This is a genomic window from Pedobacter sp. SAFR-022 (genome assembly GCF_051965375.1).
Lineage (GTDB): Bacteria > Bacteroidota > Bacteroidia > Sphingobacteriales > Sphingobacteriaceae > Pedobacter.
On record NZ_JBQCME010000001.1, the window covers coordinates 317,789 to 333,044 of the forward strand.

Consider the following 15,256-nt stretch of genomic DNA (forward strand, 5'->3'; position numbering starts at 1 on the left):
CTTATATCACGGCATTACTTCCGGTTGCAGCAGGAATCCCTGTGCGGCCGGTCACTCTACCGGTTTTCATCAATCCATCATAATGACGCATCAATAAATAACTTTCAATTTGCTGAAGGGTATCTAATACCACACCAACAAGAATCAAAAGCGAAGTACCACCATAGAAATGCGCAAACTCAGATTTGATACCGAATTTAACAGCAATCGCAGGAAGGATCGCGATGATCGCCAGGAAAATAGAGCCTGGGAAAGTGATCTTAGAAATAACATCATCTATAAAAGATGAAGTTGCAAGTCCTGGTTTAACGCTTGGAATAAACCCGCCATTCTTCTTCATATCATCAGCCATCTGTGTAGGATTTACGGTGATAGCAGTATAGAAGAAAGTAAAGGCAATGATTAAGAACGCGAAAGTTAAGCAGTACGTAAGTGAAGTATAATCACTGAACTGGATTAACCAGGTGTTTTGCAATGAAGGAAAAAATGAGGTGAGCGTCATCGGAATGAACATCAAGGCCTGAGCAAAGATGATCGGCATAACACCAGCAGCATTAACCTTTAAAGGGATATACTGTCTTACACCACCAAATTGTCTGTTACCAACAATACGTTTTGCATACTGAACAGGCACTTTACGTACACCCTGAACGATCAGGATGGTGAACATCACCACAGCAAATAAAGCAACGATTTCAAGTACAAGTCCGATTAAACCGCCATCACCCACAAACCTGGAGCTGATCTCCTGTTGTAGGGCCATTGGCAAACGTGCGATGATACCAACCATGATGATTAGTGAAACACCATTTCCGATACCTTTATCTGTGATTTTCTCACCAAGCCACATCACGAACAAGGTTCCTGCAGCTAAAACAAACGTAGACAGCACGTAGAATAACGTACGGTCGATCAGAATTGCTTCAACAGGCACCTGCGTTTTGATGTAACCAACTGCCTGAACAGCGGTGATAGCAACAGTCAGATATCTGGTAATTTGGTTAAGCTTATTTCTGCCGCTCTCGCCTTCTTTCTGCATTTTCTGGAAAGAAGGAACAGCAATACCGAGTAACTGAACTACAATAGACGCTGAAATATATGGCATTACACCAAGGGCTAAAATAGATACGCGGGAGAAAGATCCACCGGCAAACATGTCTATCAAACCTAACAGGCCAGATTGTTCATTCGTGTCTAATGCGGTTGCATCGACACCCGGAAGAACCACATGTGATACAAATCTATAGACCAAAAGAATGATGAGCGTAAAAACGATACGCTCTCTCAATTCTTCTATTTTCCAGATATTACTTAAAGTAGTAAACAGCTTCTTCATTAATTACAGTTTTTCAATTGAGCCACCAACAGCTTCAATAGCCTTTTGTGCAGTTGCAGAAAAAGCATGGGCTTTAACTTCTATTTTCGATGTAACCTCGCCACGACCCAATACTTTCACTAGATCATTTTTAGATGCTAAACCATGAGCCTGGAAATCAGCAAATGTGATGGTAGTTAAATTGAATTTTTCAGCAAGCGCCTGGATTACGTCTAAGTTAACGCCAACATATTCTACACGGTTGATTGATTTGAAACCAACTTTAGGAACACGACGTTGTAAAGGCATTTGACCACCTTCAAATCCGATTTTGTTTTTGTGACCTGAACGGGAACCAGCACCTTTATGACCACGGGTAGATGTTCCACCACGACCTGAACCAGTACCACGACCAATTCTTTTGCTGCTTTTGATTGAACCTGATGCAGGTTTTAAATTACTTAAGTTCATTTTTAGAAACTCATTGTGTTGCCCTTCGCTTTCACTAATCAGGGACAACGGTTAAAAAATATACAGAGGTTGCAAATGTAGAATTATATTCCGCATTTGCAACCGCCATTAAATTAGATTTGCTCGATTGCAACCAGGTGGTTTACTTTACGTACCATGCCGATAATTGCATTGTTCGCTTCAACTTCTACAGACTGGTTCATTTTAGTTAAACCTAAAGCCTGCATAGTTCTCTTTTGGCGTTCGCTTCTATCGATAACGCTTTTTATCTGGGTTATTTTAATCCTAGCCATAATGTTATCCGTTAAAAACTTTGTTTAAATCAACACCACGTTGCTGAGCGACAGTATAAGCATCACGCATTTTGGTCAAAGCATCTACTGTTGCTTTTACCACGTTGTGTGGGTTAGATGAACCTTTTGATTTTGCAAGTACGTTGTGTACACCAGCACTCTCCAGAACTGCACGCATCGCACCACCAGCAATAACTCCGGTACCTACTGCAGCTGGTTTGATTAAAACAAAACCACCTGAAAATTTACCGATTTGCTCATGAGGAACGGTTCCGTTCAACAATGGAACTTTTACCAGGTTCTTTTTAGCGTCATCGATACCTTTTGCAATTGCTTCGGTAACCTCTTTCGCTTTACCAAGACCGTAACCTACAATACCGTTCTCATCACCTACCACTACGATAGCGGAAAAGCTGAAGGTACGACCACCTTTGGTCACTTTGGCAACACGTTGTATACTAACTAAACGATCTTTTAACTCGATCTCGCTAGTCTTAACTCTTTTTATATTGATAGTTGACATTCTTCTCTATTTATCAGATTAAAATTCTAAACCAGCTTCACGGGCACCGTCAGCCAATGATTTAACACGACCGTGGTATAAATAGCCATTTCTATCGAAAACAACTTGTTTTACGCCAGCTGCGATAGCTTTCTCTGCGATTGATTTACCTACAGCAATAGATTGCTCCATTTTGGTACCAGTACCAGTAAAATCTTTCGATAAAGAAGATGCTGAAACTAATGTATTTCCGGTTACGTCGTTAATAATTTGAGCATAAATCCCTTTATTGCTTCTGTAAACTGATAAACGTGGACGGCTTTCAGAACCGGTAAGTCTTTTTCTGATTCCTTTTTTTATACGATCTCTACGAGATAATTTTTTTCCTGCCATGATGATTATTTTTTAGAAGCTGATTTACCTGCTTTTCTTCTTAACACTTCGCCTACAAACTTGATACCTTTACCTTTATATGGCTCTGGTGCACGTAATGAGCGGATTTTTGCTGCTACCTGACCAATAAGTTGTTTGTCGATACTCTCTAAAATGATCTTAGGAGTCTGTCCTTTTTCCGAAGATGTTGTTACTTTAATCTCTTCTGGTAACTGGAACACATAGTGGTGAGAGAATCCTAAAACAAGATCCAGGGTATTTCCTGTATTGGTTGCACGGTAACCCACACCAACCAATTCCTGTTGTAGCTTGTATCCTTCTGTAACACCGATAACCATATTATTCAACAATGAACGGTATAAGCCGTGCAATGCTTTGTGTCTCTTTTGCTCAGTCGGACGTAGTACAGTAAGTACATTGTCTTCTAAACTTACAGTGATATCTGAATCAACTGCTTGGGTTAACTGTCCTTTTGGACCTGCAACGGTTACAACGTTATCTTTAGATACAGTAATCGTTACTCCAGCAGGAACATTAATTGGGGCTTTTCCTATTCTTGACATTTTGTTATCCTCCTTTAATTAATAAACGTGACACAAAACTTCGCCACCAATGTTAAGTTTAGCTGCTTCTTTATCTGTCATTACTCCTTTAGAAGTAGACAAGATTGCAATACCTAAACCATTTAATACTCTTGGCATATTCCCTACGCCAGCATATTGCCTTAAACCTGGTTTGCTAATACGCATCAACGTGCGGATTGCAGGAACTTTAGTAATCGGGTTGTACTTCAAAGCAATTTTAATGATGCCTTGTGCAGTAGTGTCCTCGAATTTGTAGTTGGCAATGTAACCTTTGTCAAAAAGTACTTTTGTCATTTCCTTTTTAAGGTTCGATGCAGGAATCTCTACAATTCTGTGATTTGCCTTGATGGCATTTCTTACTCTTGTAAGATAATCTGCTATTGGATCTGTATTCATTTTGATATGATTGTGACAGCGGTTTCCTTCCCGATCCATTCGGGACGACCTTCCATCGGTTAATATTCTTTTTAACGCAAATACATTAGAAGTCCTGCATAAGCAGATCTTCTAATGTATACTGGGTATTTCTACCAGCTCGCTTTTCTTACTCCCGGAATCTTACCAGCTAATGCCATTTCGCGGAACGTAACCCTGGAAATACCAAAGGTACGCATGTAACCACGTGGGCGGCCAGTTAATTTACAACGGTTGTGCAAACGAACTGCTGAGGAGTTTTTAGGTAACTTATCAAGTCCTTCGTAATCACCTGCAGCTTTTAATTCTGCACGTTTGTCTGCGTATTTAGCTACCAATCTTTGGCGCTTAACTTCGCGTGCTTTTACACCTTCTCTTGCCATTACTGATTTGTTGGGTTTTGATTTTTAAATGGTAGTCCAAATTGTTTTAAAAGTTCCATTGCTTCAACGTCGTTGGTAGCGGTAGTTACAAACGTAATATCCATACCCAAGATCTTGTTAATCTTGTCGATGTTGATCTCAGGGAAGATGATTTGCTCAGTTACACCTAACGTGTAATTGCCTTTACCATCAAAGCCTTTATCATTGATACCTTTGAAATCACGGATACGTGGCAAAGCTACGGAAATTAAACGATCTAAAAACTCATACATGTTGTTATCACGTAAAGTTACACGTACACCTACTGGCATACCTTTACGTAATTTAAAGTTTGAGATATCTTTTTTAGATTTTGCGCCTACAGCCTGCTGACCAGAAATGGTAGTCATCTCTAAAATAGAGCTGTCCATAATCTTCTTGTCAGTTACAGAGAAACGTCCAACACCCTGGTTGATAGCGATCTTCTCTAATTTAGGAACCTGCATTACGCTCTTGTAATTAAACTTATCTTTAAGATTATTTACAATTTCCTCTTTATATTTACTTTTTAATCTTGGTACGTAAGCCATTATTTGATCTCCTCTCCTGATTTTTTAGCAACCCTAACTAATTTCCCATCAGCGTTTAGCTTTCTGCCAACGCGGGTTGTTTCACCAGATTTTGGATCAACCAACATCACGTTAGAAATGTGAAGAGCAGCTTCTTTTTTAATGATACCACCATTTGGAGTAGCAGCATTTGGTTTTGTATGTTTTGAAACAAGGTTAATGCCTTCTACCAATACTCTGTTTTTATCAGTTTGTACCGCTAGTACATTACCTTGCTGGCCTTTTGAATCGCCGGCTATAACCTTTACTAAATCTCCTTTACGGATCTTTATTTTTGGTGTCGTTACTTTATTTTTCATATTATAATACCTCCGGTGCTAATGATACAATTTTCATGAATTGTTTTTCACGCAGTTCTCTCGCTACCGGGCCGAAAATACGAGTACCGCGCGGCTCATCTTGTGCATTCAATAATACTGCTGCATTGTCGTCGAAACGGATGTAAGAACCATCCTTACGTCTGATCTCTTTCTTTGTTCTTACAACAACTGCTTTAGAAACTGTTCCTTTCTTAATGTTTCCAGAAGGTAATGCGCTTTTCACGGTAACAACGATCTTGTCACCAATAGAAGCATATCGCTTTCCAGTACCACCAAGTACACGGATAACCAATACTTCTTTTGCGCCGCTATTATCGGCTACGTTTAATCTTGATTCCTGTTGTACCATGTTATTTAGCCCTTTCTAAAATTTCCACTAATCTCCAGTTCTTGTTTTTACTCAGCGGACGAGTCTCCATGATCAGTACTGTATCACCAATACCGCAATCGTTTTTCTCGTCATGAGCCATAAATTTGGTAGTTTTCTTTACGAACTTACCATAGATCGGGTGTTTCACTTTACGTTCTACTGCTACCACAACAGATTTATCCATCTTGTTGCTTACCACTAACCCGGTTCTTGTTTTTCTTAATTGTCTTTCCATTTCGACTCTAAAGTTATTTAGTTTCACTAGCAGACACAGCCTTGCGCTTAGTCAGTTCAGTATTTAATTGGGCAATATTCCTTCTTACCTTTGTGATGCGGGAAGGATTTTCGATAGCCGAAATAGTATGCGCAAATTTTAACTTAACTAAGTTTTCTTTTTCTTCTGCAATCCTGGCTACTAGTTCTTCCTGTGAAAGCCCTGTGATTTCTGAGTTCTTCATTTTATTAATTTTAATGTGTTGGGTCTAGAGGTTATAATAACAAGTTACTTACAACATGCAACCCAATACTTTTTTATGCTTCTACGTAATCTCTACGTACTACAAATTTTGTCTGGATTGGTAATTTCTGAGCGGCTAATCTCATGGCTTCTTTGGCAACTTCCAAAGGTACACCTTCTGCTTCAAAAATAATACGTCCGGGTCTAACAACAGCTACCCAGTATTCAGGAGCACCTTTACCTTTACCCATACGTACTTCAGCAGGTTTCTTAGTTACCGGTTTGTCCGGGAAAATTCTAATCCACACCTGGCCTTCACGTTTCATGAAACGAGTTACCGCGATACGGGCTGCCTCTATCTGACGGCTGGTGATCCAGGTCGACTCTAGAGATTTGATCCCGAAAGATCCGAATGATAGTTCAGCTCCACGTGTAGCTAAACCTTTCATTCTGCCTTTTTGCATCTTTCTGAACTTCGTTCTTTTTGGCTGTAACATTTTATCTTAATATTATCGTAAAACGATTTGTTAACTAATTATTTCCGAGGACCTCTGTTAGGAGTGTTTCCGCCTCTGTTATCTCTTCCTGCTCCAGGACCACCTTGACCCGGGCCTCTTCCGCCACGATTACCACCACCGCGGTTATCGTTACGTCTTTCGCCACCGCCTCTGTTGTCTCTGTCTCTGCCGCCACCGAATGCGCCTTCAGGTCTGCCACCTTTACCAGGTGCATTGCTGGTCGAACCGATGTTTGGAGAAAGATCACGTTTACCGTAAACTTCACCTTTGCAGATCCAAACTTTAACACCTATTTTTCCATAAGTAGTCAAAGCTTCAGCTAGTGCATAGTCAATGTCCGCACGGAAAGTATGCAAAGGAATTCTTCCTTCTTTGTACTGCTCGCTACGTGCCATCTCTGCACCACCTAAACGACCTGAAGTCATGATCTTGATACCTTCAGCGCCCATACGCATCGTTGATGCGATGGTAGATTTCATTGCTCTACGGAAAGAGATCCTTGCCTCTAATTGCTTAGCAACGCCTTCTGCCACTAATTGTGCATCTAACTCAGGACGTTTGATCTCGAAAATGTTGATCTGAATCTCTTTTTTAGTAAGTTGTTTCAGCTCTTCTTTAATCTTGTCAACCTCTTGTCCTGCTTTACCAATTACAATACCCGGACGGGCAGTGTGAATGGTAACAGTGATGCGCTTTAATGTACGCTCGATAACAACTTTCGCCACGCCGCCTTTAGCGATACGTGCAGAAAGGTATTTTCTTATTTTTTCGTCCTCAACTAATTTATCAGCATAGTTGTTGCCACCGAACCAGTTAGAATCCCAACCTTTGATGATTCCTAACCTGTTACCTATTGGATGTGCTTTTTGTCCCATTTCTGTTAATTAGTTTGAGTTTCAACGATTTTACTATCTACTATCAAAGTTACGTGGTTAGAACGCTTGCGAATTCTGAAACCGCGGCCTTGAGGTGCCGGTCTTAAGCGTTTAAGCTGACGGCCACCACCAACCATGATGGTTTTAACATATAGTTGGTTTTCTTCAGGACGAGAACCTTCATTTTTAGTTTCCCAGTTTTTGATAGCGGATAACAAAAGTTTCTCAACTTTTTGTGCTGCTTCTTTATTGGTAAATTTCAAAATATGTAATGCTTTCTCTACACGCTCGCCTCTGATAAGATCTACAACCAAACGCATTTTACGCGGTGAGGTTGGACAATTGTTTAATTTCGCTACTGCTTCCATCTCTTAATTATTTTCTTTTTTCAGAGTGACCCCTAAATGTTCTGGTCGGAGCAAACTCTCCCAGTTTGTGACCAACCATGTTTTCTGTTACGTATACCGGTATAAATTTGTTACCGTTGTGTACTGCAAATGTATGACCCACGAAATCTGGTGAGATCATTGATCTGCGTGACCAAGTTTTGATTACAGTTCTTTTGCCTGTATCATTCATAGAGACTACTTTTCTCTCTACGTTGTGGTCAATATAAGGTCCTTTTTTAATTGAACGAGCCATTATTTTTTCCTTTTCTCTACGATGAAACGATTTGAGTATTTTTTAAGTGTACGGGTCTTGAAGCCTTTGGCATACATACCATTTCTTGAACGAGGCTGACCTCCTGATGAACGACCTTCACCACCACCCATTGGGTGATCGACAGGGTTCATGGCTACCGGACGTGTTCTAGGACGAATACCTAACCAACGTTTGCGGCCTGCCTTACCTAATACTTCATTTGCATGATCAGAGTTGGAAACAGCGCCAATTGTTGCTAAACAGGTAACCAAAATTAATCTGGTCTCTCCTGAAGGCATCTTCAAGGTTGCATATTTACCATCACGTGCAGCTAATTGTGCATAAGCACCTGCACTACGTGCTAACTGTGCTCCACGGCCTGGGTGAATCTCTACGTTGTGCACAATAGATCCCAATGGAATACTGCCCAACTTCAATGTGTTCCCTACCTCTGGAGTAGCTGTTTCTCCCGAAACTACTGTTTGTCCTACTTGCAATCCCTCAGGTGCAATAATGTAACGCTTCTCACCATCTACGTAGTGTAATAATGCAATACGTGCGGTACGGTTTGGATCGTACTCAACAGTAGCTACTGTTGCAGGAATATCAAACTTATCACGTTTGAAGTCAATCAAACGGTAAGATTTCTTGTGACCACCACCTAAATAGCGCATAGTCATCTTTCCTGTGTTATTACGTCCTCCCGATTTTTTAGAAGATACAACCAATGATTTTTCGGGCTTGGTTGCTGTAATCTCCGAAAAGCTGGCACCTACTCTAAAGCGGGTACCCGGAGTAACTGGTTTAAATTTTCTTAAGCCCATAGTTATAAATTATTCAATTCTAATTAAATATTCGAGTAATAATCAATTGTTTCACCGTCTTTCAACGTTACAACTGCTTTCTTGTATTTTGGGCTACGACCCGAAACTAAACCGCCTTTAGTGTTTCTGGACTTTAGTTTTCCGTTAACAACCATGGTATTGATGGCTAAAACGTTAACACCGTACATTTTCTCTATAGCTGCTTTAATCTGCAGTTTGTTTGCTTTGTGTTCTACTTTAAAAGTAAAGCGGTTAGACTTTTCTGTTAATGCAGAAGCTTTTTCGGTTAATATTGGTTTCTTTAATAATTCCATATTACTTGGCAAATGCCTCCTCCAATGTTTTAACAGAATCCGCAGTTAACAAAAGCTTGCCGCAGTTTAATACATCATAAGTATTCAACTGATCAGCAGTAGTAACTTTCACTTTCTGAATGTTTCTGCTTGATAAATAAATATTAGTGTTCTGTGAAGGTAAAACCAGCAAGGTTTTTTCATTAGTCAAGCTTAACGCGTTAACCAAGTTGATGTAGTTTTTAGTCTTGATCTTATCAAAAGTAAAATCTTCCAATACAACAACATTGTTGTCCTGAGCTTTGTAAGACAATGCTGACTTACGTGCAAGAGATTTTAATTTCTTGTTCAATTTAAAACTGTAATCACGTGGCTGAGGACCAAACACACGACCACCACCATTAAATAAAGGTGATTTGATACTACCGGCACGAGCACCACCAGTACCTTTTTGTTTGTATAGCTTACGGGTAGAACCTGCAATCTCATTACGTTGTTTAGACTTGTGCGTTCCCTGGCGCTGATTTGCCAAATATTGCTTTACATCTAAATAAATAGCATGATCAACAGGTGATATGCCAAAAACTGACTCAGGAAGTTGCACTGTGGCACCTGTTTCTTGTCCTGAAATGTTTAATACTTTAACTTCCATCTGCTTACTTATCTAAGATTACGTAAGAACCTTTAGCTCCTGGTACGGAACCACTAACTACAACTAGATTTTGATCAGCATAAACTTTCAAAACCTGTAAGTTCTGAACCTTTACTCTGTCGCCACCCATTCTTCCCGCCATACGCATACCTTTAAATACACGAGCTGGATAAGATGCAGCACCCAATGAACCCGGTGCACGCATTCTGTTGTGCTGACCGTGAGTCTGTCCACCTACACCACCGAAACCATGACGTTTTACAACACCCTGGAAACCTTTACCTTTTGAAGTACCCACTACATCAACAAAATCACCCTCGCTGAAAATAGTAACATCAACCGTATCTCCAAGAGCAACAGCCTCTTCGAATGGATCAAATTCTACTAATTTACGTTTTGGGGTGGTGTTTGCTTTCGCAAAGTGGCCTTTCAGAGGCTGGGTAGTGTTTTTAGCTTTGGCTTCGTCGAAACCTAACTGAACTGAAACGTAACCGTCGTTCTCTACGGTCTTTACCTGTGTTACTACACAAGGCCCAGCTTCGATTACCGTACAAGGAATGTTTCTTCCTTCGGCATCGAAAATGCTGGTCATTCCTACTTTTTTTCCAATAATACCTGACATTTTCTTTTTTAAAGTTTAACACCCATCGAAGCAGTAGGGCTTCGTTCAAGGTGGATATAATTCCCATTTAAGGGAGGGCAAAAATACGAAAGTATTATTAATTTTCAAACAGTTAGCTTATTTATTTTTTAAATAAGTACCATTATTCTCAGGAAGTTGCGTCCGGCGATTAACTAAGTTGCGATTGAAGCACTTAGCCCGGTTTAGCCCGCCAGCTTATTGCTCAAACTGAACAAAATGATGCCCAAAATGATCAGGCCGATGAGCACATAAAGGTAGTCGCGCTCTAAAAGAAAGCTGAAAACAGCAAGAATAACCCTGGAAATCGGTGTAAAGATCAACAGTAGAATGCCCAGCTGAATGATCGCTTTACCATTCATTTCCAGCATACCGGTCCAAATACTGGCCAGTGAGAAGAAGCCTGCTTCATCCATCACGAACTCGCTATAGTCGGCTTGTAGCTTTCCATAACCCATTAGATAGATCACGCCACCAATAAACACCACCGTCATCGAGAGCACCACACCTGCCCTAAGCAGATTGCCCATGATCAACTGCATGTCGCGGTCCTTCAGCATATGTTTCTTTTCCGCTTCCGCCATTATCCTTTTAGCCCGTTATAGATCATTTGTAATGCCAGGAAAGTTACCACTGCTGCAAACAGCATCTTCAACTTTTCCGGTTTGGATTTAATCAGGATCTTGGATCCTGCCCTTGCACCGATCAGCACACCAAGGCAAACCGGCATGGCGATTCCGGGATCAATCTGCCCCCGGTGTAAATAAACCACCGCACTTGCTGCTGCAGTGACCCCCATCATAAAGTTACTGGTCGTTGTAGAAACCTTAAATGGAATCCTCATGATGTTGTCCATTGCCAGCACCTTCAAGGCACCAGAGCCAATGCCCAGCAGTCCCGATGCCACACCCGCAACCGCCATCATCAGAAAACCACCAGCTACGTTGTGCACCGCATAAGGCTGCTCACCGGTTGCTGTTGGATAACTCCCATTCAGCTTAAAGAAGTTCGCCAGCTTCCCCGACGTATCCGTGTCGGAGTGGTCCACCTTCTTCCGCAACATCATCACCGCGGAAAACAACAGGATGCCCCCAAAGATGACTGATATATAGTCTGGATTGATATAGACCGTAATCACGGCACCGAAGATCGCACTGATGGTTGTCGCAATCTCCAGGAACATGCCAATGCGGATATTGGTGATGCCTTCCTTTACGTATGCCGCCGCAGAACCCGAAGAGGTCGCAATAACCGACACGATAGAGGCACCAATTGCATAGTGTATATCCACCCCCAGCACAAGCGTTAACAGCGGGATAATGATCACCCCACCACCCAGTCCGGTCAGCGATCCGACCAGGCCCGCCAGAAAAGCGCCGAGCAGTATTACAAGGGTGAATAGAAGGATTGACATCGGCGCAAAGATAACATCTGAGCCCCAAACACAATAAAATTAAAATATTAATGTTAAATTAGAACAATCAGACTCTATGAGAAAATTTATACACCTACTAACCGCCGTATTGTTTTTTGCATTAAACACGAATCACGCTGCTGCACAGCAGGCTGCAAAAGACTCGGTCAATGCTGACCCAAGCCTTCGCGGGCAATACCAAAGCATCCTGTCGAAAAGCAAAAATCTAAATGGCTTTAAAGTCGTGAATCCTGTCCGGCTAAGTTCATTCTGGAAAAGTGTGAACGACACCCTGCGTAATGAGCGCCGGCAGCTGCCAGCGTTAAAAAAGCAAATTGCCGAACAGCAGAAAGCCATTGCCGACCTCAAAGTACAACTTAGCGGAAAAGAGAACGCATTGAACAGCTCTAATCAAAAGTTGGATGAGATTACCTTTATGGGTATCCCCTTTTCCAAGGGCAGCTACAATACGATGGTTTGGACCATCATCCTGGTGCTTGCACTGGCGCTGATCATCATCATCGTACGCTCTGCGAAGCTGCTGCATGAAGCCAAATACCGGAGCAGCCTTTACGAAGAGATCTCCGCCGAATACCAGAGCTACAAGGTTAAGGCAAATGAAAAAGAGAAAAAGCTGGCGCGTGAACTACAGGATGAGCGCAACAAGCTGGACGAATACAAAAGCCGCGGATATTAAACCAGGCTGGCAGCTAAGCGATAACCACAAAACGATAAAAAGAAAAAGGTCCCGGCAAATGCCAGGACCTTTTTCTTTTATTAAGTATCTATATCAATTAAACTTTGATTTCAACTTCAACACCGCTGGGCAATTCAAGTTTCATTAAAGCGTCAACTGTTTTTGAGTTGGAGCTATAAATATCTAACAAACGTTTGTAAGCGCACAATTGGAATTGCTCTCTTGCTTTTTTGTTCACGTGTGGTGAACGCAAAACAGTAAAGATTTTCTTTTCTGTAGGCAATGGAATTGGACCACTAACTACTGCACCTGTAGGCTTTACAGTCTTAACGATCTTTTCAGCAGATTTATCTACCAAATTGTAATCGTAAGATTTCAATTTAATTCTGATTCTTTGGCTCATGATATATTTAATTAAGGCCGGTTGTTAGAGCTATTAATAACAGCCGACCGGTTGTTTTTTATTATTCTCCGGATTTAACCTTGCCTTTTGATTTAGCAATTACTTCATCCTGAACGTTTCTTGGAGCTGGTTCGTAGTGATCAAACTCCATAGTTGAAGTCGCACGACCTGAAGTGATGGTACGTAACTGCGTTACATAACCGAACATCTCAGAAAGTGGCACAAGCGCTTTGATTACTTGAGAACCGTTACGAGTGTCCATACCTTGCAGCTGGCCACGACGACGGTTTAAGTCACCCATTACATCACCCATGTTTTCTTCTGGAGTTAACACTTCGATTTTCATGATAGGCTCCATCAATACAGGCTTACATTTAGGCAATGCCTCACGGAAAGCAGAACGAGCTGCAATCTCGAAAGATAAAGCATCTGAATCGACTGCGTGGAATGAACCATCGATCAAACGAACTTTCATATCAGGAAGCGGGAAGCCTGCAAGCACACCATTCGACATAGCAGCTGCAAAACCTTTTTCAACTGAAGGGATGAATTCACGAGGAATTGAACCACCAACAATTTCGTTTACGAATTGTAAACCACCTTTTTCGTAATCAGGATCGATTGGAGAAATAACAACCTGGATATCCGCGAATTTACCACGACCACCAGTTTGTTTTTTATACGTCTCACGGTGTTGAGTAGTACCAGTGATTGCTTCTTTGTAAGCAACCTGTGGCGCACCTTGGTTAACCTCTACTTTAAACTCACGTCTTAAGCGGTCAATAAGGATATCTAAGTGAAGCTCACCCATACCAGAGATTACAGTTTGACCAGTTTCCTCGTCAGTTTGTACACGGAAGGTAGGATCTTCTTCAGCCAATTTAGCTAACCCCATACCAAGTTTATCAACGTCAGCCTGAGTTTTAGGCTCAATCGCTAAACCGATAACCGGCTCAGGGAAGTCCATAGATTCCAGGATGATTGGGTTTTTCTCATCGCAAAGGGTATCACCAGTTTTGATGTCTTTGAAACCTACAACCGCAGCAATATCACCAGCACCTACATTAGGGATTGGATTTTGCTTGTTTGCGTGCATCTGGAAGATACGTGAGATACGCTCTTTGTTTTCAGAACGTGCATTGTACACGTATGAACCAGCCTCTAAGTTACCTGAGTATACACGGATAAAACATAGACGACCTACGAATGGGTCAGTCGCAATTTTAAACGCTAAAGCTGCAAATGGCTCGTTGATGTCTGGTTGACGAGTTACCTCTTCACCAGTGTTCGGGTTAGTACCTTGGATACCTTCAACATCCATTGGCGAAGGCAATAGTTCCATTACCAGATCCAACATGGTTTGAACACCTTTGTTTTTGAAAGATGAACCACAAACCATAGGAACGATTTTAGCATCTAAAGTAGCCGCACGCAAAGCATCAAGAATTTCGCGCTCCGTGATTGAATTAGGATCATCAAAGAATTTCTCCATTAATGACTCATCATAATCAGCAACCGCTTCTAATAAATTCTCTCTCCATTGTGCAACCTCTTCAACCATATCATCAGGAATTGGCACTTCAGTAAAGGTCATACCTTTATCATGCTCGTTCCAAACGATACCACGGTTATTGATCAAATCAACAACACCTTTAAAGCTATCCTCAGAGCCGATTGGCAATTGCAAAGGCACAGCGTGGCTACCCAACATTTCTTTTACCTGCTTAACAACTTTTAAGAAGTCAGCACCAGAACGGTCCATTTTGTTAACGAAACCAATACGTGGTACTGCATAGTTGTTTGCTAAACGCCAGTTGGTCTCCGATTGTGGCTCAACACCATCAACAGCGGAGAACAAGAATACCAATCCGTCTAGTACACGTAATGAACGGTTTACCTCTACGGTAAAATCCACGTGTCCCGGGGTATCAATAACGTTTACCTGGTATTTGTTTCCTCTGTAAGGCCAGAATACAGTAGTCGCAGCAGATGTGATGGTTATCCCACGTTCCGCTTCTTGTACCATCCAGTCCATGGTAGATGCACCTTCGTGAACCTCACCAATTTTGTGGTTTACCCCAGCATAATAAAGGATGCGCTCCGTTGTTGTGGTTTTACCCGCATCAATGTGAGCCGCAATACCAATATTTCTTGTGTATTTTAAATCTCTTGACATTATATTATGAAT

The 15,256-nt window shown here is 41.5% G+C and carries 26 protein-coding genes; 1 reads left to right on the top strand and 25 read right to left on the bottom strand.

The window, feature by feature from the left end:
* Position 1: 1 nt before the first annotated feature.
* The 23 genes from secY to ACTHQF_RS01530 form a co-directional block, all read right to left on the bottom strand.
* Entirely contained in the window at positions 2–1,336 is a 1,335-nt protein-coding gene (gene secY, locus ACTHQF_RS01420) for a preprotein translocase subunit SecY (RefSeq protein WP_440428064.1), read from the bottom strand.
* A gap of 3 nt (positions 1,337–1,339) precedes the next feature.
* Complete coding sequence (gene rplO / locus ACTHQF_RS01425; RefSeq protein WP_440428065.1) at positions 1,340–1,786, bottom strand: 50S ribosomal protein L15; 447 nt, start codon at positions 1,784–1,786, stop codon at positions 1,340–1,342.
* Positions 1,787–1,899: 113 nt separating this feature from the next.
* Complete coding sequence (gene rpmD / locus ACTHQF_RS01430) at positions 1,900–2,079, bottom strand: 50S ribosomal protein L30 (RefSeq protein ID WP_440428066.1); 180 nt, start codon at positions 2,077–2,079, stop codon at positions 1,900–1,902.
* Positions 2,080–2,083: 4 nt separating this feature from the next.
* Positions 2,084–2,602, bottom strand: a complete 519-nt coding sequence (rpsE, locus tag ACTHQF_RS01435) for a 30S ribosomal protein S5 (protein ID WP_008244566.1) — start codon at positions 2,600–2,602, stop codon at positions 2,084–2,086.
* 18 nt (positions 2,603–2,620) lie between these two features.
* Complete coding sequence (gene rplR / locus ACTHQF_RS01440; RefSeq protein ID WP_440428067.1) at positions 2,621–2,974, bottom strand: 50S ribosomal protein L18; 354 nt, start codon at positions 2,972–2,974, stop codon at positions 2,621–2,623.
* Between the two features lie 5 nt (positions 2,975–2,979).
* Complete coding sequence (gene rplF / locus ACTHQF_RS01445) at positions 2,980–3,537, bottom strand: 50S ribosomal protein L6 (RefSeq protein WP_440428068.1); 558 nt, start codon at positions 3,535–3,537, stop codon at positions 2,980–2,982.
* 18 nt (positions 3,538–3,555) lie between these two features.
* Positions 3,556–3,954: a 30S ribosomal protein S8 gene (gene rpsH, locus ACTHQF_RS01450; protein WP_440428069.1), complete on the bottom strand. Its 399-nt coding sequence runs from the start codon at positions 3,952–3,954 to the stop codon at positions 3,556–3,558.
* Between the two features lie 131 nt (positions 3,955–4,085).
* Positions 4,086–4,355, bottom strand: a complete 270-nt coding sequence (rpsN, locus tag ACTHQF_RS01455) for a 30S ribosomal protein S14 (RefSeq protein WP_440428070.1) — start codon at positions 4,353–4,355, stop codon at positions 4,086–4,088.
* Entirely contained in the window at positions 4,355–4,924 is a 570-nt protein-coding gene (gene rplE / locus ACTHQF_RS01460; RefSeq protein ID WP_440428071.1) for a 50S ribosomal protein L5, read from the bottom strand. The genes rpsN and rplE overlap by 1 nt, the downstream gene beginning before the upstream one ends.
* Positions 4,924–5,262 carry a 50S ribosomal protein L24 gene (gene rplX / locus ACTHQF_RS01465; protein WP_229663551.1) on the bottom strand — a complete coding sequence of 113 codons (339 nt, stop codon included), beginning with the start codon at positions 5,260–5,262 and terminating at the stop codon, positions 4,924–4,926. The genes rplE and rplX overlap by 1 nt, the downstream gene beginning before the upstream one ends.
* A 1-nt stretch (position 5,263) precedes the next feature.
* Positions 5,264–5,632 (bottom strand): 50S ribosomal protein L14, encoded by a 369-nt coding sequence (gene rplN / locus ACTHQF_RS01470; protein WP_008244575.1) that lies wholly within the window; start codon positions 5,630–5,632, stop codon positions 5,264–5,266.
* Position 5,633: 1 nt separating this feature from the next.
* Positions 5,634–5,888, bottom strand: coding sequence for a 30S ribosomal protein S17 (rpsQ, locus tag ACTHQF_RS01475; RefSeq protein ID WP_037442595.1), 255 nt, complete (start codon positions 5,886–5,888; stop codon positions 5,634–5,636).
* Positions 5,889–5,901: 13 nt separating this feature from the next.
* Positions 5,902–6,111, bottom strand: coding sequence for a 50S ribosomal protein L29 (gene rpmC, locus ACTHQF_RS01480; RefSeq protein ID WP_188626197.1), 210 nt, complete (start codon positions 6,109–6,111; stop codon positions 5,902–5,904).
* Between the two features lie 73 nt (positions 6,112–6,184).
* Positions 6,185–6,607 (bottom strand): 50S ribosomal protein L16, encoded by a 423-nt coding sequence (rplP, locus tag ACTHQF_RS01485; protein ID WP_048907441.1) that lies wholly within the window; start codon positions 6,605–6,607, stop codon positions 6,185–6,187.
* 38 nt (positions 6,608–6,645) lie between these two features.
* Complete coding sequence (gene rpsC, locus ACTHQF_RS01490) at positions 6,646–7,503, bottom strand: 30S ribosomal protein S3 (RefSeq protein ID WP_440428072.1); 858 nt, start codon at positions 7,501–7,503, stop codon at positions 6,646–6,648.
* 5 nt (positions 7,504–7,508) lie between these two features.
* A complete protein-coding gene (gene rplV / locus ACTHQF_RS01495; RefSeq protein ID WP_440428073.1) occupies positions 7,509–7,871 on the bottom strand; it encodes a 50S ribosomal protein L22 in 363 nt (120 codons plus the stop codon).
* Positions 7,872–7,878: 7 nt separating this feature from the next.
* Entirely contained in the window at positions 7,879–8,145 is a 267-nt protein-coding gene (rpsS, locus tag ACTHQF_RS01500; protein ID WP_440428074.1) for a 30S ribosomal protein S19, read from the bottom strand.
* A complete protein-coding gene (rplB, locus tag ACTHQF_RS01505; protein ID WP_440428075.1) occupies positions 8,145–8,969 on the bottom strand; it encodes a 50S ribosomal protein L2 in 825 nt (274 codons plus the stop codon). Before rplB ends, rpsS begins: the two co-directional genes overlap by 1 nt.
* Positions 8,970–8,992: 23 nt before the next feature.
* Complete coding sequence (gene rplW / locus ACTHQF_RS01510) at positions 8,993–9,283, bottom strand: 50S ribosomal protein L23 (RefSeq protein WP_440428076.1); 291 nt, start codon at positions 9,281–9,283, stop codon at positions 8,993–8,995.
* A gap of 1 nt (position 9,284) precedes the next feature.
* On the bottom strand, positions 9,285–9,914 hold the full coding sequence (gene rplD / locus ACTHQF_RS01515) for a 50S ribosomal protein L4 (RefSeq protein WP_440428077.1): 630 nt from the start codon (positions 9,912–9,914) through the stop codon (positions 9,285–9,287).
* A gap of 4 nt (positions 9,915–9,918) precedes the next feature.
* On the bottom strand, positions 9,919–10,536 hold the full coding sequence (gene rplC, locus ACTHQF_RS01520; protein WP_440428078.1) for a 50S ribosomal protein L3: 618 nt from the start codon (positions 10,534–10,536) through the stop codon (positions 9,919–9,921).
* A gap of 203 nt (positions 10,537–10,739) precedes the next feature.
* Complete coding sequence (locus ACTHQF_RS01525) at positions 10,740–11,138, bottom strand: DUF1634 domain-containing protein (protein ID WP_440428079.1); 399 nt, start codon at positions 11,136–11,138, stop codon at positions 10,740–10,742.
* On the bottom strand, positions 11,138–11,968 hold the full coding sequence (locus ACTHQF_RS01530) for a sulfite exporter TauE/SafE family protein (protein WP_440428080.1): 831 nt from the start codon (positions 11,966–11,968) through the stop codon (positions 11,138–11,140). The genes ACTHQF_RS01525 and ACTHQF_RS01530 overlap by 1 nt, the downstream gene beginning before the upstream one ends.
* A gap of 76 nt (positions 11,969–12,044) precedes the next feature.
* Here ACTHQF_RS01530 and ACTHQF_RS01535 point away from each other — a divergent pair, with 76 nt between their 5' ends.
* Positions 12,045–12,665: a hypothetical protein gene (locus ACTHQF_RS01535; protein ID WP_440428081.1), complete on the top strand. Its 621-nt coding sequence runs from the start codon at positions 12,045–12,047 to the stop codon at positions 12,663–12,665.
* 97 nt (positions 12,666–12,762) lie between these two features.
* On the opposite strand, the gene rpsJ is transcribed toward ACTHQF_RS01535, so the two are convergent.
* Positions 12,763–13,068 (bottom strand): 30S ribosomal protein S10, encoded by a 306-nt coding sequence (rpsJ, locus tag ACTHQF_RS01540; RefSeq protein WP_008244591.1) that lies wholly within the window; start codon positions 13,066–13,068, stop codon positions 12,763–12,765.
* 61 nt (positions 13,069–13,129) lie between these two features.
* On the bottom strand, positions 13,130–15,244 hold the full coding sequence (fusA, locus tag ACTHQF_RS01545) for an elongation factor G (RefSeq protein WP_440428082.1): 2,115 nt from the start codon (positions 15,242–15,244) through the stop codon (positions 13,130–13,132).
* Positions 15,245–15,256: the final 12 nt, after the last annotated feature.

Coding starts and splice junctions, on each gene's coding strand:
- rpmD (WP_440428066.1), bottom strand. CDS start 2,079: ATGGCTAGGATTAAAATAACCCAGATAAAAAGCGTTATCGATAGAAGC.
- rplO (WP_440428065.1), bottom strand. CDS start 1,786: ATGAACTTAAGTAATTTAAAACCTGCATCAGGTTCAATCAAAAGCAGC.
- rplC (WP_440428078.1), bottom strand. CDS start 10,536: ATGTCAGGTATTATTGGAAAAAAAGTAGGAATGACCAGCATTTTCGAT.
- rplD (WP_440428077.1), bottom strand. CDS start 9,914: ATGGAAGTTAAAGTATTAAACATTTCAGGACAAGAAACAGGTGCCACA.
- rpsC (WP_440428072.1), bottom strand. CDS start 7,503: ATGGGACAAAAAGCACATCCAATAGGTAACAGGTTAGGAATCATCAAA.
- rpsE (WP_008244566.1), bottom strand. CDS start 2,602: ATGTCAACTATCAATATAAAAAGAGTTAAGACTAGCGAGATCGAGTTA.
- rplW (WP_440428076.1), bottom strand. CDS start 9,283: ATGGAATTATTAAAGAAACCAATATTAACCGAAAAAGCTTCTGCATTA.
- rplV (WP_440428073.1), bottom strand. CDS start 7,871: ATGGAAGCAGTAGCGAAATTAAACAATTGTCCAACCTCACCGCGTAAA.
- rplR (WP_440428067.1), bottom strand. CDS start 2,974: ATGGCAGGAAAAAAATTATCTCGTAGAGATCGTATAAAAAAAGGAATC.
- ACTHQF_RS01530 (WP_440428080.1), bottom strand. CDS start 11,968: ATGTCAATCCTTCTATTCACCCTTGTAATACTGCTCGGCGCTTTTCTG.
- rplX (WP_229663551.1), bottom strand. CDS start 5,262: ATGAAAAATAAAGTAACGACACCAAAAATAAAGATCCGTAAAGGAGAT.
- rplF (WP_440428068.1), bottom strand. CDS start 3,537: ATGTCAAGAATAGGAAAAGCCCCAATTAATGTTCCTGCTGGAGTAACG.
- rpmC (WP_188626197.1), bottom strand. CDS start 6,111: ATGAAGAACTCAGAAATCACAGGGCTTTCACAGGAAGAACTAGTAGCC.
- rplE (WP_440428071.1), bottom strand. CDS start 4,924: ATGGCTTACGTACCAAGATTAAAAAGTAAATATAAAGAGGAAATTGTA.
- fusA (WP_440428082.1), bottom strand. CDS start 15,244: ATGTCAAGAGATTTAAAATACACAAGAAATATTGGTATTGCGGCTCAC.
- rplN (WP_008244575.1), bottom strand. CDS start 5,632: ATGGTACAACAGGAATCAAGATTAAACGTAGCCGATAATAGCGGCGCA.
- rplP (WP_048907441.1), bottom strand. CDS start 6,607: ATGTTACAGCCAAAAAGAACGAAGTTCAGAAAGATGCAAAAAGGCAGA.
- ACTHQF_RS01525 (WP_440428079.1), bottom strand. CDS start 11,138: ATGGCGGAAGCGGAAAAGAAACATATGCTGAAGGACCGCGACATGCAG.
- rpsJ (WP_008244591.1), bottom strand. CDS start 13,068: ATGAGCCAAAGAATCAGAATTAAATTGAAATCTTACGATTACAATTTG.
- rpsN (WP_440428070.1), bottom strand. CDS start 4,355: ATGGCAAGAGAAGGTGTAAAAGCACGCGAAGTTAAGCGCCAAAGATTG.
- secY (WP_440428064.1), bottom strand. CDS start 1,336: ATGAAGAAGCTGTTTACTACTTTAAGTAATATCTGGAAAATAGAAGAA.
- rpsS (WP_440428074.1), bottom strand. CDS start 8,145: ATGGCTCGTTCAATTAAAAAAGGACCTTATATTGACCACAACGTAGAG.
- rpsQ (WP_037442595.1), bottom strand. CDS start 5,888: ATGGAAAGACAATTAAGAAAAACAAGAACCGGGTTAGTGGTAAGCAAC.
- ACTHQF_RS01535 (WP_440428081.1), top strand. CDS start 12,045: ATGAGAAAATTTATACACCTACTAACCGCCGTATTGTTTTTTGCATTA.
- rpsH (WP_440428069.1), bottom strand. CDS start 3,954: ATGAATACAGATCCAATAGCAGATTATCTTACAAGAGTAAGAAATGCC.
- rplB (WP_440428075.1), bottom strand. CDS start 8,969: ATGGGCTTAAGAAAATTTAAACCAGTTACTCCGGGTACCCGCTTTAGA.